The sequence below is a fragment of the Variovorax raffinosi genome, assembly GCF_051216615.1.
Classification (GTDB): Bacteria; Pseudomonadota; Gammaproteobacteria; order Burkholderiales; family Burkholderiaceae_C; genus Variovorax.
This window is the reverse complement of sequence record NZ_JBPJZR010000002.1, coordinates 875388-891477: the sequence shown is the minus strand read 5'-3', so window position 1 is coordinate 891477 and position 16090 is coordinate 875388. Positions and strand designations below refer to the sequence as shown.

The following is a 16090-nucleotide window of genomic DNA, read 5'->3' as shown; positions in this document are numbered from 1 at the left end:
CTGAAGGCCTAGACGCCCAGGTAGCGCGTCCACAGCGAGCGGTCGGCGTCGAGCGCGGCCGAGTCGCCCTGCCACACCACGCGTCCGCGTTCGAGGATCACGTGGCGGTTGGCCAGCGGCAGCAGGCGCTGCACGTACTTGTCGACCACCAGGATCGCTTCGCCTTCGGCCTTGAGCGTGGCGATGCAATGCCAGATCTCCTCGCGGATCACCGGTGCGAGGCCTTCGGTGGCTTCGTCGAGGATCAAGAGGCGCGGGTGTGTCGAGAGCGCACGCGCAATCGCCAGCATCTGCTGCTCGCCGCCCGAGAGCTGGTTGCCCGCATTGGCCTTGCGTTCCGACAGGCGCGGGAACAAGCCGTAGAGCGCCTCCACCGTCCAGCGTGGTGCGCTGCCAGGGCGCGGCCTTGCGAAGGCACGCAGGTGCTCGTCCACACTGAGGTTCGGAAACACATGCCGGCCCTCGGGCACGATGGCCACGCCGCGCCGCGCAATGGCGTCGGGCTTGTGGCCGCCGATGGCCGTGCCGTCGAAATTCACGTGGCCGCGCATCGGTGCCAGCGTGCCGGTCAGCACCTTGAGCAGCGTGCTCTTGCCCATGCCGTTGCGGCCCAGCAGTGCGAGCACTTCGCCGGGGCGGATGTCGATGTCGATGCCGAACAGCACCTGGCTCGCGCCGTAGCCGGCCTCGATGGCCTTCGCTTCGAGCAATGTCGTGGTCATGAATGGCCTTCCGCTTCGGTGCCGAGGTAGACGGCCTGCACATCGGGGTGGCCCCGTACTTCGTCGGCCGTGCCGCTCATCAGCACCTTGCCCTGCACCAGCACCGTGAGCCGGTTGGCCAGGCGGAACACCGCGTCCATGTCGTGTTCGATCAAAAGGATGGCCATCGACGCGCGCAGCGATTCGATCAGCTCGACCATGCGCGCGGATTCATCCGGGCCCATGCCGGCCATCGGCTCGTCGAGCAGCAGCAACTTGGGTTCGGCCGCGAGCGCCAGCGCCACGTCGAGCGCGCGCTGCGCACCGTGCGGCAGCGTGCCCGCGATGCGATCGCGTTCGCTGCCCAGGCCCACGCGGTCGGCCAGTGCCACCGCGCGGTCGATCAGGTCGCGTTCTTTCGCGCGCGGCGCCATGAAGCGCAGGCTGCTGCCCGCATGGGCCTGCGCCGCGAGCATCAGGTTGTCGTGCACCGTCTCCTTGGCGAAGACGCGCGTGACCTGGAAGCAGCGCGACATGCCGGCGGCCACGCGCTGATGGTCCTTCAGCGAGGTGATGTCTTTCTCGTCGAGCAGCAGGCGACCGGCATCGGCCTTCAGCAGCCCGGTGATCAGGTTCACCAGCGTGGTCTTGCCCGCGCCGTTCGGCCCGATCAGCGCATGCACTTCGCCGCGCTCCACGGTCAGGTTCACATGGTCGGTGGCCAGCAGTCCGCCGAAGCGCTTGACCAACCCTTCGATTCTGAAAAGGCTCATGGTGTTGTCTTACTCCCTCGCCCCTCTGGGGAGAGGGTAGGGGTGAGGGGCAGGCGGCGCTTGTACAGTGCGGCCAACCCTTTGGGCGCCCACAACGCAACGGCAATCAACAGCAGCCCGAGCGGCATGTGCCAATGCTCCGTGTGCTGCTTCAACGCTTCTTCGAGCACCAGCCACACGACAGCCCCCACAGGCCCGCCCCAACTGCGCCCGAGTCCGCCGATGACCACCATCACCAGCAGCGTTGCCGACTGCGTCCAGTGCATCGTCGCCGGGCTCACGAAACCGTTGCCACCCGCGAGCAGCGCACCGGCCAGCCCGGCAATCGCACCCGCGATCGCGAACGCCACCAGTTGCAGCCTGAACACCGGATAGCCCAGCGCCCGCATGCGTGTCTCGTTGTCGCGAATGCCCATCAGCGCATGGCCGAAGCGCGATTGCGTCGCGCGGTGCAGCCACCACAGCGCCAGCGCGACGATGGCCAGCACCACCCAGTAGAAGTTCGATTCGTTGCCCAGGTCCAGGCCGGGCAGCAGCGTGGGACGGGACATCAGCGTGTAGCCGTCGTCACCGCCATAGCGCCGCAGCGACACCACCACGAAGTACAGCATCTGCGCGAAGGCCAGCGTGGTCATGATGAAGTACACGCCGCGCGTGCGCAACGCCACCGTGCCGATCAGCGCGGCGACGAGGCCGGCCACGAGTGCGGCCGCCGGCCACATGATCCAGCCCGACATCACGCCCGCATCGCTGAGCGCCACCACTGTGTACGCGCCCATGCCGATGAAGCCCGCATGCCCCAGCGCGACCATGCCGCCGAAACCGAGGATGAAGTTGAGGCTCGCGGCGGCCAGCGCCACGATGAGCACGCGCCGCACGAAGCCGATGTAGAACTCGAGCCCGAACAGCGGCGCGACCAGCGGAAACGCCGCGAGCAGCAGGAAGACCAGCCCGAGGCCGATGTAGCGTGAAGATGAGGAAGAGGGCTTCATGCGCGCGCCGAGAACAGCCCCGAGGGCCGGAAGATCAGAACAATCACCATCAGCGCGTACATCGCGACTTCGGCGAACAGCGGGCCGAGGTCTGCTGCGGTAGCCGGTGGCAGCGTCGCGCGCAGCAGCATCGGCACGAAGGCGCGTCCGACGGTATCGACCACGCCCACCAGCAGTGCGGCCACGAAGGCGCCGCGCACCGAACCGATGCCGCCGATCACCAGCACCACCAGTGCCGGAATCAGGATCGCTTCGCCCATGCCGACCTGCACCGCGACGATCGGGCCCATCAGCGCCCCGGCCAGTGCGGCCAATGCCGCGCCGAGCAGGAACACGCCGTTGAAGATGCGGCCCACGCGCACGCCCATCAGCTCGGCCATCGGCCGGTCGGACGCGCCCGCGCGCACCCGCATGCCGATGCGCGTGTGGTTGACCAGCAGGTACAGCGCCAGCGCCACCAGCAGCCCGCCCACCAGGATCACGAGGCGGTAGGACGGATAGGGCAGGCCATCCATCAGGTTGACCGGCCCCGAAAGCGCGGCAGGCGTCGGCGCCATGATCGGCGACGGGCCCCAGACCATCGTCACGATGTCGTCGGCCACCAGGATCACGCCGAAGGTGGCGAGCACCTGCGCGAGGTGGTCGCGCGTGTAGAGGCGGCGCATCAGCAGCACTTCGAGCAGCAGCGCCACCACCACGGTGACCGCCACCGCGATGACGATGGCGGCGGTGAAAGAGCCGGTGCGCGTGTGCGCCTCGGCCGCCACATACGCGCCCGACATGAACAGCGAGCCGTGCGCAAGGTTGAGCACGTCCATGATGCCGAACACCAGCGTGAGCCCGGCCGCCAGCAGGAACAGCATCAGCCCATAGCCGAGGCCGTTGAGCAACTGCTCCAGAACAAGAATTCCACTCATAGAACCAACAGGATTGCCCGCGTTTTCATTCAAGGAACACCGAGGAACCGGCTTTGCCGGACCTCAGTGTTGCCCCCGATAGGGGGAGGAGACGCGACACGAAGTGCGCGCAGTCTGGGGGCGAATTACTTCAGTGGGCACTTGTCGGCGTAGCTGTCGCCGTAGTTGGTCAGGACCGTGTTGATCAGCTTGTTCGTGACCTTGCCCTGTGCATCCTTGCCGATCACGCGAAGGTAGAAGTTCTCGATGGGGTAGTGGTTGTTCGCGTACTTGAAGTTGCCGCGCGTCGATGCGTAGTTGGCTTTCTTCAGCGCCGCGACCACGGCTTCGCGGTTCTGCGCATTGCCGCCCGATTGCTTCACGGCCGCGTCCATCGCGAGGATCGCGTCGTAGGCCTGTGCGGCATACACCGACGGATAGCGGCCGTTGTATTCCTTGCGAAACGCAGCCACGAAAGCCTTGTTGGCAGGGTTGTCGAGGTCGTGCGCCCAATGCGAGGTGTTGAACAGGCCGAGCATCGGCTCGCCCACCGCGCCGATCACATCTTCGTCGGCCGAGAAGCCGCTGGTCACGAGCGTGATGTCTTTCGACAGGCCCGCGCCCACGAACTGCTTGATGAAGTTGATGCCCATCGCGCCGGGCAAGAAGAAGTAGATCGAGTCGGGCTTGGCCGCGCGCAGTTGCGCGAGTTCGGCGGCGTAGTCGATCTGGCCGAGCTTGGTGTACAGCTCGTCGGCCACCTGGCCCTTGAACTGGCGCTTGAAGCCACCGAGCGCATCCTTGCCGGCCGGGTAGTTGGGAGCGATCAGCACGATCTTCTTGAAGGCGCGGTCTTGCGCGAACTTGCCGGCGGCTTCATGGAACTGGTCGTTCTGGTAAGCGGTGCCGAAGAAGAACGCATTGCACTGCGCACCCGCGAACTGGCTGGGGCCGGCATTGGCCGAGAGGTACGGCACCTTGGCGTTGAACAGCGTCGGGCCCACGGCCAGCGCCACGTTGGAGCCGATGGGGCCGCTGAAGATGTCGATCTTGTCGCGCTGGATCATGCGGTCGACCAGTTGCTTGGCCTGGTCGGGGCTGCCGGCCATGTCGGCCTGGATGAACTCCACTTCCTGCCCGCCGAGCTTGCCGTTGAGCTGCTTGATGCCCAGCGCAAAACCGTCGCGCGCCTCGGCGCCCAATGCCGCGAAAGGCCCCGAGATGTCGAGGGCCAAACCGACCTTGACGGGAGCGGCCATGGCCGACACCGCAGAACCAAGGGCTGCGCCGCAGAGCAACAGCGAGAGCAGGGTGCGCGGCAGCGCGGGCGACTTCGGGGACAGGTGGCTCATGGGTTCTCCGACTGGGAAGGATGAAACGACGCACCGGCACTGCGCCATGCAGCACCGGTGACATCGAACCGTTGATAGCTAAATACTTTAACCATAAACGATTCAGTGTCAACGGTGCTAGCACGAATGGTGCCAGTGGTCCGTGTCACTTCCTGGTGCGCGGGCCCCGTTTTCAGGGGCCCGTTTACCCCGGATCAGCCGAAGGGATTGGCCGTCGCGAACCACAGGCCGATGCCGGTGGCGATGATGAATGCGCCGTCTGTCACACCCGCAATCAGGAAGAACTTGGTCTGCAGCACGTCGACCATTTCGGGTTGGCGGGCGGTGCTTTCCAGAAACTTCTGGCCGACCAGTCCGATGCCCAGGCACGAGCCGAGTGCGGCAATGCCGATCAGCAGGGCGACTGCGAGGGGAAGGATGTTGAAGCCGGTCATGGTGTTTTCTCCTGGTTGGTTGATCGATGGACGTACTTTCCCAGAGCGGGTGCGTGGGGTCCATGACGTGGGAGGTCATGTCTTGTGTGAAAGGCCTGCCTTTCGTGTTGCGTGGTTTGTGCTGTGCCGCTGCTGTTCAGGGCGACGCTCCCGCCGACACGGTGCTCTTTTTCGCGAATGTCCCCCGCTTCGCTCCTCCTTTATTTCGCGAAAAAGAGCCCCGTATCGGCGCGAGCGTTGGACAGAGCGGTCGTTGATCGCGAGATCACCAGCAGCGTGCCCCTGTGCGAATGACACCAGGTGCTCCCCGCAGCGAAATAAAGGAGGAGCGAAGCGGGGGACATTCGCGGAGGGGAGCACCTGGTGTCATTCGCACTCGCCCCGAATGAACCCGAACCCGCTCCCAACAGCAGCGCCAAGAAAAAAGCCGTGCAGAAAACCCCAACGGGTCCCCTGCACGGCCATGAACGAATCAGAAAGAGAACGCTAAGGCAGCTGCGTCCAGCTCTGGTTGTTCCCTCCGTTGCACGTCCAGGTGATCAACGCCGTGTCCTGCGTCGTCGCGTTGTTCGGCACGTCGAGGCAGGAACCCGAAGCGCGGTTCTTGAGGGCCCCGCCCACCTGGCTCCATTGGGTCGTGTCGCCCGCCGAGCAGGCCAGCTGCACCACCGCCGCATTCGTCGTCGCCGTGCCGCTCTGCGCCAGACACAGGCCGCTGTGCTCGGCCTTGAACTGCACGTAGCCGCCGGGCAGGCTCATCACCGTGAACTTCTCGTTGCCCGCGTTGCCGCACGGCCACTGCACCGCCGTCGTTCCGCTCGCCGTCGCCGCACCCTTGATGTTCACGCACAGGTTGCTGTGGTTCGAACGGATGCGGGTGATCGTCGGCGTCGGGTCGGTGTCCTGCGACCGCACGTACTCGCGAATCGCCACCACGTCGGCGGCCGGCAGGCTGCTGGCGTTGCCGTGACCGCTGGCCAGCACATCCTGCAGCGTGGCCGCCTGCCCGTTGTGGAAGAACGCCGTCGTGTTCCAGGTGCCCAGCAGCGTCGGCGTGTCGAAGCCCACGCCCGCCAGCGCCTGGTTCATGCCCTTGCCCGATGAGAGCTGGATGGTGCCGACATCGTGCCGCTGCCCGTCGCGGAAGGTGGCGCCGGTGTGGCAGGTCACGCACTGCGCCGACGCGAACAGCGTCTGCCCCCGCACCGCATCGGCGCTCAGGCTGCCGTCCGCGTTGCGCGCCGGGCTGCGCATGTACTTGTTCAGCGAGGTCAGGTAGGCCGCGAGATCGTCCAGCTGCGCGTTCTTGCCGGCCTTGGGCGCGCCCAGCGGGTCCTGCGTGGCGGCCCAGTCGGCATTGCTCAGGAAGCCCAGGCCGCCGAACTCGTTGCGGATGTCGTTCTCGAAATCCTGCACCTCGTCGAAGTTGGCCGTCCAGTGCAGCTTGCCGTGGCCCATGCCCCGCTTGCCCATCAGGCTGATGGTGCGGCGCAGGCCCTCGCCGCGCTGGGTGAAGTCCCACACCATGCCGTCGTCGCCGGCATCCGCATGGCAGCTCGCGCAGGAGATGTAGTTGTCCTTGCTCATGCGCCGGTCGGACGCGTTGTAGAACACCTGCTTGCCGCGCAGCGCCGCCGCCGCCATCGGCTCCTGCGCCACCGTCGACACGTTCTGCAGGAAGGTCGCGGCCGCCGATTCCGACGACAGCACCGCCGCCACGTCGTGCACCGACACCGAGCGCGCCAGGAAGTTGTTGACGAACAGGCGCTTGCGCGTCGCGTCCAGGTACAGCCCGTGCGGCGCGCTGCTCGCGTTGATCTCGCCACGCACCGTGCGGCTGTACGGATCGACGATGGCCACGCGGTTGCCTTCCATCTGCGCCACGAAGATGTAGTCGCCCGACGGCGAGAACAGCGCGGCGCGCGCCGGTGCGCGGTCGTCGAAGTCGATCTGCTCGGCGAATACTTCCGCCGCCGATTGCAGGTTGACCTGAGACAGGATCGAACGCACCGTCTGGTCGTGCACCAGGTTGTTGCCGTCCCTGAACTTGCCGCGCACGATGTTGTCCTTCTTCGAAGGCAGCACCGCACGCGTGCCGTCCGGCGAGATGACCACCTGGCTCAGGTAGTTGGCCACGCCGCGTGCACGGCTCTCGGTGTCGACGGTGGTGGTATCCACCGGCAGTGCGATGGTGCTCATGGCGCTCATGCTCTGCAGGTTCACCTTGTGCAGCTGGCCGCCGGTCATCTTCGACTTGAAGCGCGTGACGTAGGCCACCTGCGCGTCGGCGTTGACGGCAATGCCGCGCAGGTTGCCTTCGAGCGCGACCGCGCCGGTGGTGGCGCCGTTGCTCGGGTCGAAGCTCATCAGGATCGACTTGCTCTCCAGCGTCAGCAGGCCCTTGGTGCCGTCGGGCGTGAAGGCCACGCCATAGGGGCCGCTACCATAAGCGAGCGCTACGGTGGCCGAGAGGCTGCCGTCGGCCGCGCTCAGCGCCACCAGCTTGTCTTCACCCTGCACCGTGACCCAGATGCGTCCGTCGGGGCCCACGGCCAGCGTCTTCGGTTCGTCGCCGACACGCACTTCCCAGCGCTTGGCCAGGGTCTGCGCGTCGATGGCGGCGACCGTGCCGCTGTCGGGGTTGACCGAGTACACCGAGTTCGCATCGCCCGCGATGTTGGTGGTGTGCGTCGGCGCCCGCGCCGTGGTCGGTGCGATCACGGTGAGGTTGTAGGTGTGGAAGGTCTCGCGGCCGGACGCATCCTTCACCGTCAGCGTCACGGTGTAGTGGCCGGGGCGCGTGTAGGTGTAGGTGTAGTTCGATGCGCTCGAGTAGGCCGTCTGCGTGCCGTCGCCGAAGTTCCAGCGGAACTGCGCGCTGCCGCTGCCCAGCGTGCCGGGGTTGAACACCAGCTGGCCGTTGACGAGCTTCGGCCCGCCGCCGATGCCGGGGTCGCCGATGATGGTCTGGCCGCCCAGCGTCGTCACCTCGCTGTCGGTGAGCACGCGGTTGTACACGCGCACTTCCGCCAGCCTGCCGTTGAGCAGCGCGGCATTGCCCTGGATCTGCCCCAGCAACTGGAACTTGTTCGACATGCCCTTGTTGCCGGTGGTGCCGGTCGAGCTGGCTTTCGCGCCGTCCACGTACACGGCCTGTGCGCCCGATGCGGCATCGCGTGTCATGACGATGTGGTGCCACTCGTTGTTGTTCACGGCCACCGTCGAGCGGGTGCCGGCGTCGTTGCCCACCGACAGCTTGATGAAGCCGCTGCTGTCGAGCCAGCCCCAGAACACGTCGTCGGCGCCGCCGGACTGGTCGCGCCCGAAGAGGCCCGGCGCGGTCCATGAGTTCGCGCTGCCGGTCTGCGTGGTCTTCATGTAGAAGCTCACCGAGGCGGTGCCGCCGAGCACGGTGGCCACGGTGTCGTTCTTCAGCGGCACACCGGCGGTGCGGTTCGCGAAGTTCAGGCCGATGCTCTCGAAGGCATCGCCCGAGGCCGGCGTGCCGTTGTTGGCGCTGATGGCGTCGGTCAGGTTGCCGGTCAGCGGCCAGTGGTTCGTCAGGCCGATCTCGGTCGCGTTGCCGGTGTTGAAGGTCGACTTGTAGTCCGCGCCGATGGCGTTGCCCGCATAGTCCTTCACGCCGTTGGCCGGCAGGAACACTTCATAGCTGGTGCCCGGTTGCAGCGGCTGCTCGGGGTGGAAGTTGATGATGCCCAGCTGCACGCTGTAGGTGCCCGCCAGCGTGTTGCCGCCCACGGGGCGCACGATGAAGGTGTTGGAATTCACGCTCTCGGGCCGGATGTTGTCGGTCATGCCCAGGCCGATGCGCGAGGTCAGCGCCTGCTGCTTCGCGCCGTTGGTGGGCGAGACCTGCTTCACCTCGGGCTTGGTGGTGTCGGGGTCGACCGAATGCACGATGAAGCCGCTGCCAGAGCCGTGGTCGTTGCCCACGAAGACCAGGTTGCCGAACATCGCCACCTGGCCGTTGTCCGAATGCGTGAAGTTCGGATCGTCCTCGCGCAGGATGCTGCCGCGGCCCACCTCCACATGGTTCAGCGGATTGCTCACGTCGACCTTGTGGATGCGCGTCTGCGCACCTTGAATGACGTAGTTGTCCTGCGTGGCGCAGTACAACTGCTCGTCGATGACGAGGCGGTTGTCTTCGGCCACGAAGCGCGAGCGGTCGGAGAGGTCGTAGCTGTACATCTTCGCGCCGCTGTTGCGCGTGGAGACATGCAGGTTGCGGCCGTCGAAGCAGGTCGCGTAGTAGAACGGCGTGGTGCCCACGATCGAATCGAGCACCTTGGGGTTGAGCGGATCGGAGATGTCCAGGCTCGCAAAGCCGCCGTTGCTTTCCATCGCGGTCAGCACCATGTGGTTGCCCATCGTGAAGATCGGGCCGATGCGAAAGCCGCCGAGTTCACCGGTGGGCACCGGGTTGGGCCTGCCGGCGCCACGGTTCGCGACCACGGCGTTCGCGGGGTCCGTGGCATCGACGATGAAGATGCCGCGCCCGGCGGACGCCACGTACAGGTACGGCGCCTGCCACCAGAGCTGCCATGCCACGTTCTCGTAGTCGCCGCCGCTCACGCCGGGCAGCGCCAGCTTCTTCACCTGCTTGATGTCGTTGATGTCGGTGAAGTCCCAGAACTCCACGCCGTTGATGCTGGGCAGCACCACATACGTCTTGCCGCCGATCTTGGCGGTGCCGAAGGAGTGGGTTTCGCGGAACTCCTTGGTGCGGCCACCCGTCGCGTCATCGGGCTCGTAGATCTTCTTGACGAGCTTGATCTGGCGCGGGTTCGACACGTCGTACAGCAAGAAGCCGCCCGGGCCCAGGCCGCTGTCCGGCGCGAAGGAGGTGAGGAAGTAGCCGTTGACCATGATGCCGGCGTTCATGCCGTAGTCCTTGCGGCCGGGGTAGGTGGCGGGCACCTCGCGCGATTCGTAGGCACTGCTGTGCGCCGGGTCGAGCGGGTGCGCGGCACTCGTGATCATCGACACCGGCTTGAACAGCTCGGCGGATGTGTAGGTGAGGTTGCCCAGGCCCGGCCCCTGCAGCGGGAGCGGGTCGGCGACGGCGGCGGAAACCGCCGTGGCCATGTTGCTCAGGGTCGTGATCGGGCTGACCCCGGTGATTGCCGCATGCGTCAGCAAGGTGATGCATGGCAGCAGAAACGCCATCAGGTAATACCGGATTTTCATCGTCGCCTCCAAGTTGTTAGAAGTTCGCAGGGCAACCCATTTCTTCTTCTTCGGCAGACTCATCGCAAAGTGCGCGCGCAGGGCGCACCCCGGCAGGCGAGGGGTTCATCGCCTCCCGTACAAAACCCCCTTCGGAGTGGCAGCGTTACTTCACGCCGCCCGATTCATAGATGTCCCATGCCTCCTTGGCGCTGGCGCCGCGGTGGATCATGGCCATCAGTGCGCTCACCACCGCCGACGGATTGGCGTGCTGGTAGACGTTGCGTCCGTACACCATGCCGACCGCCCCCTGGTCCATCAGCACGCGCGAACGTGCGAACACCTGTTGCAGGTCTTCGCGTCCGCCGCCGCGCACGAGCACGGGGCAACGCGCGGCCTGCACCACGCGGTGAAAGTCGGCGGGGTCGCTGGTGGGGTCGGCCTTGACGATGTCGGCGCCCATCTCGCGCGCCAGGCGCACCAGCGTGACGATCTTCTCGGCATCGCCGTCGACCATGTAGCGGCTGCCCGGCGTGGGCGACTGCATCACCAGCGGCTCGATCATCAGCGGCATGCCGTAGCGGTCGCAGTCGGCGCGCACGCGCGCGATGTTCTGCACGCACTGGCGAAACAGGTCGGGCTCGTTCGGCAGCATGAACAGGTTGACCACCACGCAGGCGGCGTCGCGCTGCACGGCCGGCAGCACCGGATCGTGCTCGTTCTGCAACTGGGCCCACATCACGCGGTGCAGCGTGGCGTTGTAGGGGTTGCCCATGTCGATGCGCATCACCAGCGCGGGCTTGTCGCGGCCAGGGCGGTCCTGCAGCAGGTCGGACTGGCCGTAGTTGAGCTGGAGCGCATCGGGCTTGGCGCCCACGAGCTTGTCGATGACCTGGGGCATGTCCTCCAGGCCGTCGAGGAACGAGGGCTCGTTGCACACGCCGTGGTCGAGCGCGATGTCCAGGCAGCGGCCGTTGTTCAGCAGCCGGTTCAGGCGTGCGGTCTTGTCTTTCGACATACGAAGGGAATCCTTGTTCAGAGAGGTGAGGGGAGTGAAGCGGCGGGCCGTCAGGCCAGCGCGTTCAGGTGGCGGGCGGCTGCCGCGTCGATCAGCAGCAGCGCGTCGTCGCGCAAGGTGATCGCGCCGGCAGCCGCGTTCTCGATGGCTTGCTTCGGCACGCGCGCGCCGCACAGCGCCACCGAGACGCTGCCGCGTGCGAGCGTCCACGCAATCATCATCTGGCCGAACGAGCATTCGAGCTGCTTGCGCAGCGGCTCCAGCTCTTCGAAGAAGGCCTTGAGCTTCACGCGGTTGGCCGCGCTGAAGCGCGGGTTGGTGGCGCGCTGGTCGTCGCCGGTGAACTGGCGTTCGGGGTCGATGGGGCCAGCCAGCAGGCCGAGCGCCAGCGACGAGTAGCCCAGCACCGCCACGTTGTGCTCGCTGCACAGCGGCGCGAGCGTCTGCTCGATCTCGCGGTCGATCAGGCTGTAGCGCTCCTGCGCCGCATCGACCGGGCCGTACTGCAGGTATTCGGCCAGCGTCTCGGGGCTCACGTTGCTCACGCCGATGGCGCGGATCTTTCCCTGCTTCTTCAGCGAAAGCAGCGCGTCCATGGTCTCGGCCACGGGCGTGGTGCTGTCCTGCCAGTGCGTGATGTACAGGTCGATGTAGTCGGTCTGCAGGCGCTTCAAGCTCTCTTCGCATTCATGAAAGATCGATTCGCGCCCGAGGTAGCGGTACACCGGGTGGCCGTCTTCTTCAAAGAAGTGCGTTCCCTGTTGGGTGTGCCACACCAGCCCGCACTTGGTGGCAATCACTGCCTCTTGCCGGCGGCCCTTCAGTGCAGTGCCGACGATGCTCTCGGAGCGACCCAGGCCGTAGGCCGGCGCGGTGTCGATCAGCGTCACGCCCGCGTCCAGCGAGGCCTGGATCGCCAGCACGGCGGCCGCGTTGTCGCCGCCGCCCCACATCCATCCGCCCATGGCCCAGGTGCCCAGGCCGATGGCCGAGCTTTCGATGGCGGAGGGGCCGAGGGTGGTCTTCTTCATCGTCGATGCTGTGGTGGTGCTCATCGCTTGGTCTTTCGGGTGTTCAGGATGTGGTCGATGGTCACGGCCGCGAGCAGGATCAGGCCCTTGATCACGTCCTGCCAGTAAGGCGACACGTCGAGCAGGATCAGCGAGCTGGTCACCACCGACAGCAGGGCCAGGCCGAGCACCGCGCCCAGCACCGTGCCCGAGCCGCCCTTGAGGCTGGCGCCGCCGATCACGGCGGCCGCGATCACGTTGAGTTCCATGCCCATGCCGAAGGTCGGCGTGGCGGCGCCGAAGCGGGCCGTGTAGATCACGCCGGCAAGGCCGGCCGAGGCCGAGCACAGCACCGTGACCCAGAACTTCACATGCCCCACGCGAATGCCCGAGTACAGCGCGGCCTTCTCGTTGCTGCCGGTGTAGAACACGCGCCGCAGCAGCGTCGAGCGGCGCAGCACGAAGTCGCTGACCACCACGATCGCCAGGAAGATCAGGATCACCGCCGGAATGCCGAACAGCGTGCCCTGGCCGATGAACTTGAACTCGGCCGGCAGCGAGAACAGCGACTGCGGCGTGCCCTGCGTGAGCGCCAGGCACAGCCCGCGCACGATCACCATGAAGGCCAGCGAGGCGATGAAGTGGTTCAGCCCGATGCGCGTGACGCAGCCGCCGATCATGGCGCCGATGAGCGCGCTCGCGCCGATGGCCACCAGCCCGGCCGTCCATGGGTCCAGGCCCATGAGAAAGAGCTTGCCCGTGACCACCATCGCGAAGCACACCACCGAGCCCACCGACAGGTCGATGCCGCCCACGATCAGCAGGATGGTCATGCCGACCACCACGATGCCTTCGATGGAGAACGACAGCAGCATTGCGCGCACGTTGTCCCATGTCAGGAAGTAGGGCGAAGCGAAGCTCATGGCCACGCACAGCACCGCGATGATGAGCAACAGGCCCATCTCGCGCATGCTGGTGAGCTTGTTGGGCGGCTTCGCCGGGCCGCCCGGTGCCTGCCGTGGCGGCACGCCGGCGCTGGCGTCGAGTTGTGCGGGGTAGTTCATGCCATCTCCTGTTCGAGTCCCGAGGCCAGCCGCAGCAGCGCCTCTTCCGTCATTTCGTTGTCTTGCAGTTCACCGGCCAGCCGGCCGTCGCGGATCACCAGTGCGCGGTCGCACAGCCCGATGATTTCGGGCAGTTCCGACGAGATCACCACCACGCCCACGCCCTGGCTCGCGAGCTCGCGCAGGATGTGGTGGATCTCCGACTTGGCGCCCACGTCCACGCCGCGCGTGGGCTCGTCCATCAGCAGCACCGACGGGTTGGTGGCCAGCAGCTTGGCGATGGCCACCTTCTGCTGGTTGCCGCCCGACAGGCTCGCCACGTCGATGGCCACGCCATCGGACTTCAGCTTGAGCTTGGCGCCCAGGTCGGTCGCCAGCTTGTGTTCGGCCGCGCGCTGCAGCAGGCCGAAGCGCGAGCTGACGCGCTTGAGCGCCATCGATGCGATGTTCTGCGCGATCGGCAGGTCGAGGTATACGCCGGCCGCCTTGCGGTCTTCGCTGAGGTAGGCGATGCCTTCGCGTAGCGCGTCGCTGTACTTGCGCACCGTCAATGCCTTGCCGCGCAGGCGCACCGTGCCGCGCGTGGCAGGGCGCAGGCCGCACACGGTCTCGGCGAGTTCGCTGCGGCCGGCACCCATGAGGCCGGCAATGCCGAGAATCTCGCCGCGCTTGAGCGTGAACGAGATGCCGTGCACGCGTTCGCCATCGGCGATGTCGCTCACTTCGAGCACGGGGTCCCTCGAGCTTCGGTCGTCCTGCTTCGGCGGGTAGTAGTTGCCCAGGTCGCGCCCGACCATGCGGCGCACGAGGTCGTCGGCATTGAGTTCGGCCAGCGGGCCGCAATGCACGTTGCGCCCGTCGCGCAGCACGGTCACGCGATCGCCATGCGCAAAAATTTCGGCCATGCGGTGGCTGATGTAGATGATGCCGATGCCCTGCGCCTTGAGGTCATGCAGCACCTTGAACAGCGCGGCCGACTCGTTGTCGGTGAGCGCGGCCGTCGGTTCGTCGAGGATCAGCACCTTGCAGTCGAGCGTGAGCGCCTTGGCGATCTCGATGAGCTGCTGGCTCGAAATGCTCAGCGTGCTCACCAGCGAGGCCGGATCGATGTCTTGCCCCAGCCGCTGCAGCACCTTGGCGGCACGCTCGTTAAGGCTCGCGTAGTTCATCCACGCGTGCTTGCCGGCGTTGATCTCCGGCATGAAGATGTTCTCGGCCACGGTGGCGTCGCCGCACAGGGCGATCTCCTGGTGCACCAGGCCGATGCCCAGGCGCATCGCATGCGCCGGGCCGTCGATGACCACCTTCTGCCCGTCGAGCGAGATCGTGCCCTCGTCCGGCTGGTGGATGCCATCGATGATGTTCATCAGCGTGGACTTGCCCGCGCCGTTCTCGCCGCACAGGGCGTGGATCTCGCCGGCATGCAGCGAGAAGTCCACGCCCGAGAGCGCGCGCGAAGCGCCGAAGCGCTTGCTGATCCCCTTCAGTTCGAGCAACGAGCTCACTCGCCGATTCCCTTGGTGCCACGGCGGGCGAGGTACTTGTCCCAGTAGAAGTCGTCGGCATTGGCCTTGCTGACCACGGCCAAGCCGTTGTCCAGGAAGGGCACGGCCATCGGGTTGGTGCCGTTGCGCTTGGCGTCGTTCATCGGATCGATGAGCGAAGGGTTCTTGGCAAGGAACAGCATCATCATGCCCATGTAGCCCTGCATGCCCTGGTTGGGGTTGATGGAGCCGAACACGTCGCCCGACTTGATCATGTCGAGAATCTTCGCGTTCACGTCGCAGCACATCACCTTGATGTTCTTCTTGGTCTCGACCTTGGCCTGCGCCGCGCCCAGTGCCGAGTTGGCTTCGGGCATGAACAGCGCACCCAGGTTCGGGTTGGCCTGCGCCAGGCTTAGCACCGCCTGGTAGGCCTTGTTCGGGTCCTGGTTGCTGGCGGCGCGGCCGACCAGCTTCATGCCCGGGTGCTTGGTCTTCATGCGGTTCACGAAGGCGGCGATGCGGCGGTCATGGTTGTCCTGGCCGGGGTTTTCCAGCACGGCGTATTCGCCCTTGCCGTTGAGCGACGCGGCAATCGCGTCGGCGGCCTGCGTGCCTTCGCGGTCGTTGTCCGAGGTGATGAACGAGGTGCGCTTGGAGTTGGGCGAGTCGGCCGCGAAGGTGACGACCGGGATGCCCATTGCCGCCGCGCGGTTGATTGGTTCGATGAAGGGGTCGGGGTTCATCGGGTGCAGCAGGATGCCGGCCGGCTTGCGCGCCAGTTCCTGCTCGAAGGACGCGAGCTGCTTGTTCACGTCGTACTCCGGCGTGCCGGTGTAGCGCGTCTTCACGCCCAGCGTGCGGCCGAGCTGCTTCATCATTTCGTAGACCGGAAACCAGTACTCCACGCCCGACACCATCACGTTCATCACGTAGACGTCGCTGGCATTGCCGCGCAGGCCGGCACCGGCGGCGGGGGCTGCCGCTTGCTGCTGCGCAAGCGCGCTCGCACCGGCCAGGCCGATACCGGCGGCCGCCGCGGACTTCAGGAAATTACGCCTCATTTTTTGTCTCCTCACGTTGAGTGGCACAGCTTGCTGATGCTGCGTTTCAAGGCAGCTCTCGGATCCTCGTTGTCACGACAGTTGTTATGACAGGCTAGAATGTACGCGCTGCCTG

General features: G+C 66.2%; 12 protein-coding genes. All 12 read right to left on the bottom strand.

Annotation, left to right across the window (positions count from 1 at the left end; translation table 11 throughout):
- Positions 1-8 precede the first annotated feature (8 nt).
- Positions 9-722 (bottom strand): ABC transporter ATP-binding protein, encoded by a 714-nt coding sequence (locus tag ACSFB7_RS10095; protein ID WP_435469541.1) that lies wholly within the window; start codon positions 720-722, stop codon positions 9-11.
- A complete protein-coding gene (locus ACSFB7_RS10090; protein WP_435469539.1) occupies positions 719-1474 on the bottom strand; it encodes an ABC transporter ATP-binding protein in 756 nt (251 codons plus the stop codon). Before ACSFB7_RS10090 ends, ACSFB7_RS10095 begins: the two co-directional genes overlap by 4 nt.
- A complete protein-coding gene (locus ACSFB7_RS10085; protein ID WP_435469537.1) occupies positions 1471-2466 on the bottom strand; it encodes a branched-chain amino acid ABC transporter permease in 996 nt (331 codons plus the stop codon). The genes ACSFB7_RS10090 and ACSFB7_RS10085 overlap by 4 nt, the downstream gene beginning before the upstream one ends.
- Complete coding sequence (locus ACSFB7_RS10080) at positions 2463-3383, bottom strand: branched-chain amino acid ABC transporter permease (protein ID WP_435469535.1); 921 nt, start codon at positions 3381-3383, stop codon at positions 2463-2465. Before ACSFB7_RS10080 ends, ACSFB7_RS10085 begins: the two co-directional genes overlap by 4 nt.
- A gap of 125 nt (positions 3384-3508) precedes the next feature.
- Positions 3509-4714: an ABC transporter substrate-binding protein gene (locus ACSFB7_RS10075; RefSeq protein ID WP_435469533.1), complete on the bottom strand. Its 1206-nt coding sequence runs from the start codon at positions 4712-4714 to the stop codon at positions 3509-3511.
- 194 nt (positions 4715-4908) lie between these two features.
- On the bottom strand, positions 4909-5148 hold the full coding sequence (atpE, locus tag ACSFB7_RS10070) for a F0F1 ATP synthase subunit C (RefSeq protein WP_013538854.1): 240 nt from the start codon (positions 5146-5148) through the stop codon (positions 4909-4911).
- Between the two features lie 486 nt (positions 5149-5634).
- A complete protein-coding gene (locus ACSFB7_RS10065; RefSeq protein ID WP_435469531.1) occupies positions 5635-10356 on the bottom strand; it encodes an Ig-like domain-containing protein in 4722 nt (1573 codons plus the stop codon).
- A gap of 145 nt (positions 10357-10501) precedes the next feature.
- Entirely contained in the window at positions 10502-11353 is an 852-nt protein-coding gene (locus ACSFB7_RS10060) for a class I fructose-bisphosphate aldolase (protein ID WP_435469529.1), read from the bottom strand.
- Between the two features lie 50 nt (positions 11354-11403).
- Positions 11404-12384: an aldo/keto reductase gene (locus tag ACSFB7_RS10055; RefSeq protein WP_435469971.1), complete on the bottom strand. Its 981-nt coding sequence runs from the start codon at positions 12382-12384 to the stop codon at positions 11404-11406.
- A 20-nt stretch (positions 12385-12404) separates the two neighbouring features.
- Positions 12405-13427 (bottom strand): ABC transporter permease, encoded by a 1023-nt coding sequence (locus tag ACSFB7_RS10050; protein WP_435469527.1) that lies wholly within the window; start codon positions 13425-13427, stop codon positions 12405-12407.
- A complete protein-coding gene (locus ACSFB7_RS10045) occupies positions 13424-14932 on the bottom strand; it encodes a sugar ABC transporter ATP-binding protein (protein WP_435469525.1) in 1509 nt (502 codons plus the stop codon). The genes ACSFB7_RS10050 and ACSFB7_RS10045 overlap by 4 nt, the downstream gene beginning before the upstream one ends.
- Positions 14929-15975, bottom strand: coding sequence for a substrate-binding domain-containing protein (locus tag ACSFB7_RS10040; RefSeq protein WP_435469523.1), 1047 nt, complete (start codon positions 15973-15975; stop codon positions 14929-14931). Before ACSFB7_RS10040 ends, ACSFB7_RS10045 begins: the two co-directional genes overlap by 4 nt.
- Between the last annotated feature and the right edge of the window lie 115 nt (positions 15976-16090).

Coding starts and splice junctions, on each gene's coding strand:
- ACSFB7_RS10095 (WP_435469541.1), bottom strand. CDS start 722: ATGACCACGACATTGCTCGAAGCGAAGGCCATCGAGGCCGGCTACGGC.
- ACSFB7_RS10090 (WP_435469539.1), bottom strand. CDS start 1,474: ATGAGCCTTTTCAGAATCGAAGGGTTGGTCAAGCGCTTCGGCGGACTG.
- ACSFB7_RS10085 (WP_435469537.1), bottom strand. CDS start 2,466: ATGAAGCCCTCTTCCTCATCTTCACGCTACATCGGCCTCGGGCTGGTC.
- ACSFB7_RS10080 (WP_435469535.1), bottom strand. CDS start 3,383: ATGAGTGGAATTCTTGTTCTGGAGCAGTTGCTCAACGGCCTCGGCTAT.
- ACSFB7_RS10075 (WP_435469533.1), bottom strand. CDS start 4,714: ATGAGCCACCTGTCCCCGAAGTCGCCCGCGCTGCCGCGCACCCTGCTC.
- atpE (WP_013538854.1), bottom strand. CDS start 5,148: ATGACCGGCTTCAACATCCTTCCCCTCGCAGTCGCCCTGCTGATCGGC.
- ACSFB7_RS10065 (WP_435469531.1), bottom strand. CDS start 10,356: ATGAAAATCCGGTATTACCTGATGGCGTTTCTGCTGCCATGCATCACC.
- ACSFB7_RS10060 (WP_435469529.1), bottom strand. CDS start 11,353: ATGTCGAAAGACAAGACCGCACGCCTGAACCGGCTGCTGAACAACGGC.
- ACSFB7_RS10055 (WP_435469971.1), bottom strand. CDS start 12,384: ATGAAGAAGACCACCCTCGGCCCCTCCGCCATCGAAAGCTCGGCCATC.
- ACSFB7_RS10050 (WP_435469527.1), bottom strand. CDS start 13,427: ATGAACTACCCCGCACAACTCGACGCCAGCGCCGGCGTGCCGCCACGG.
- ACSFB7_RS10040 (WP_435469523.1), bottom strand. CDS start 15,975: ATGAGGCGTAATTTCCTGAAGTCCGCGGCGGCCGCCGGTATCGGCCTG.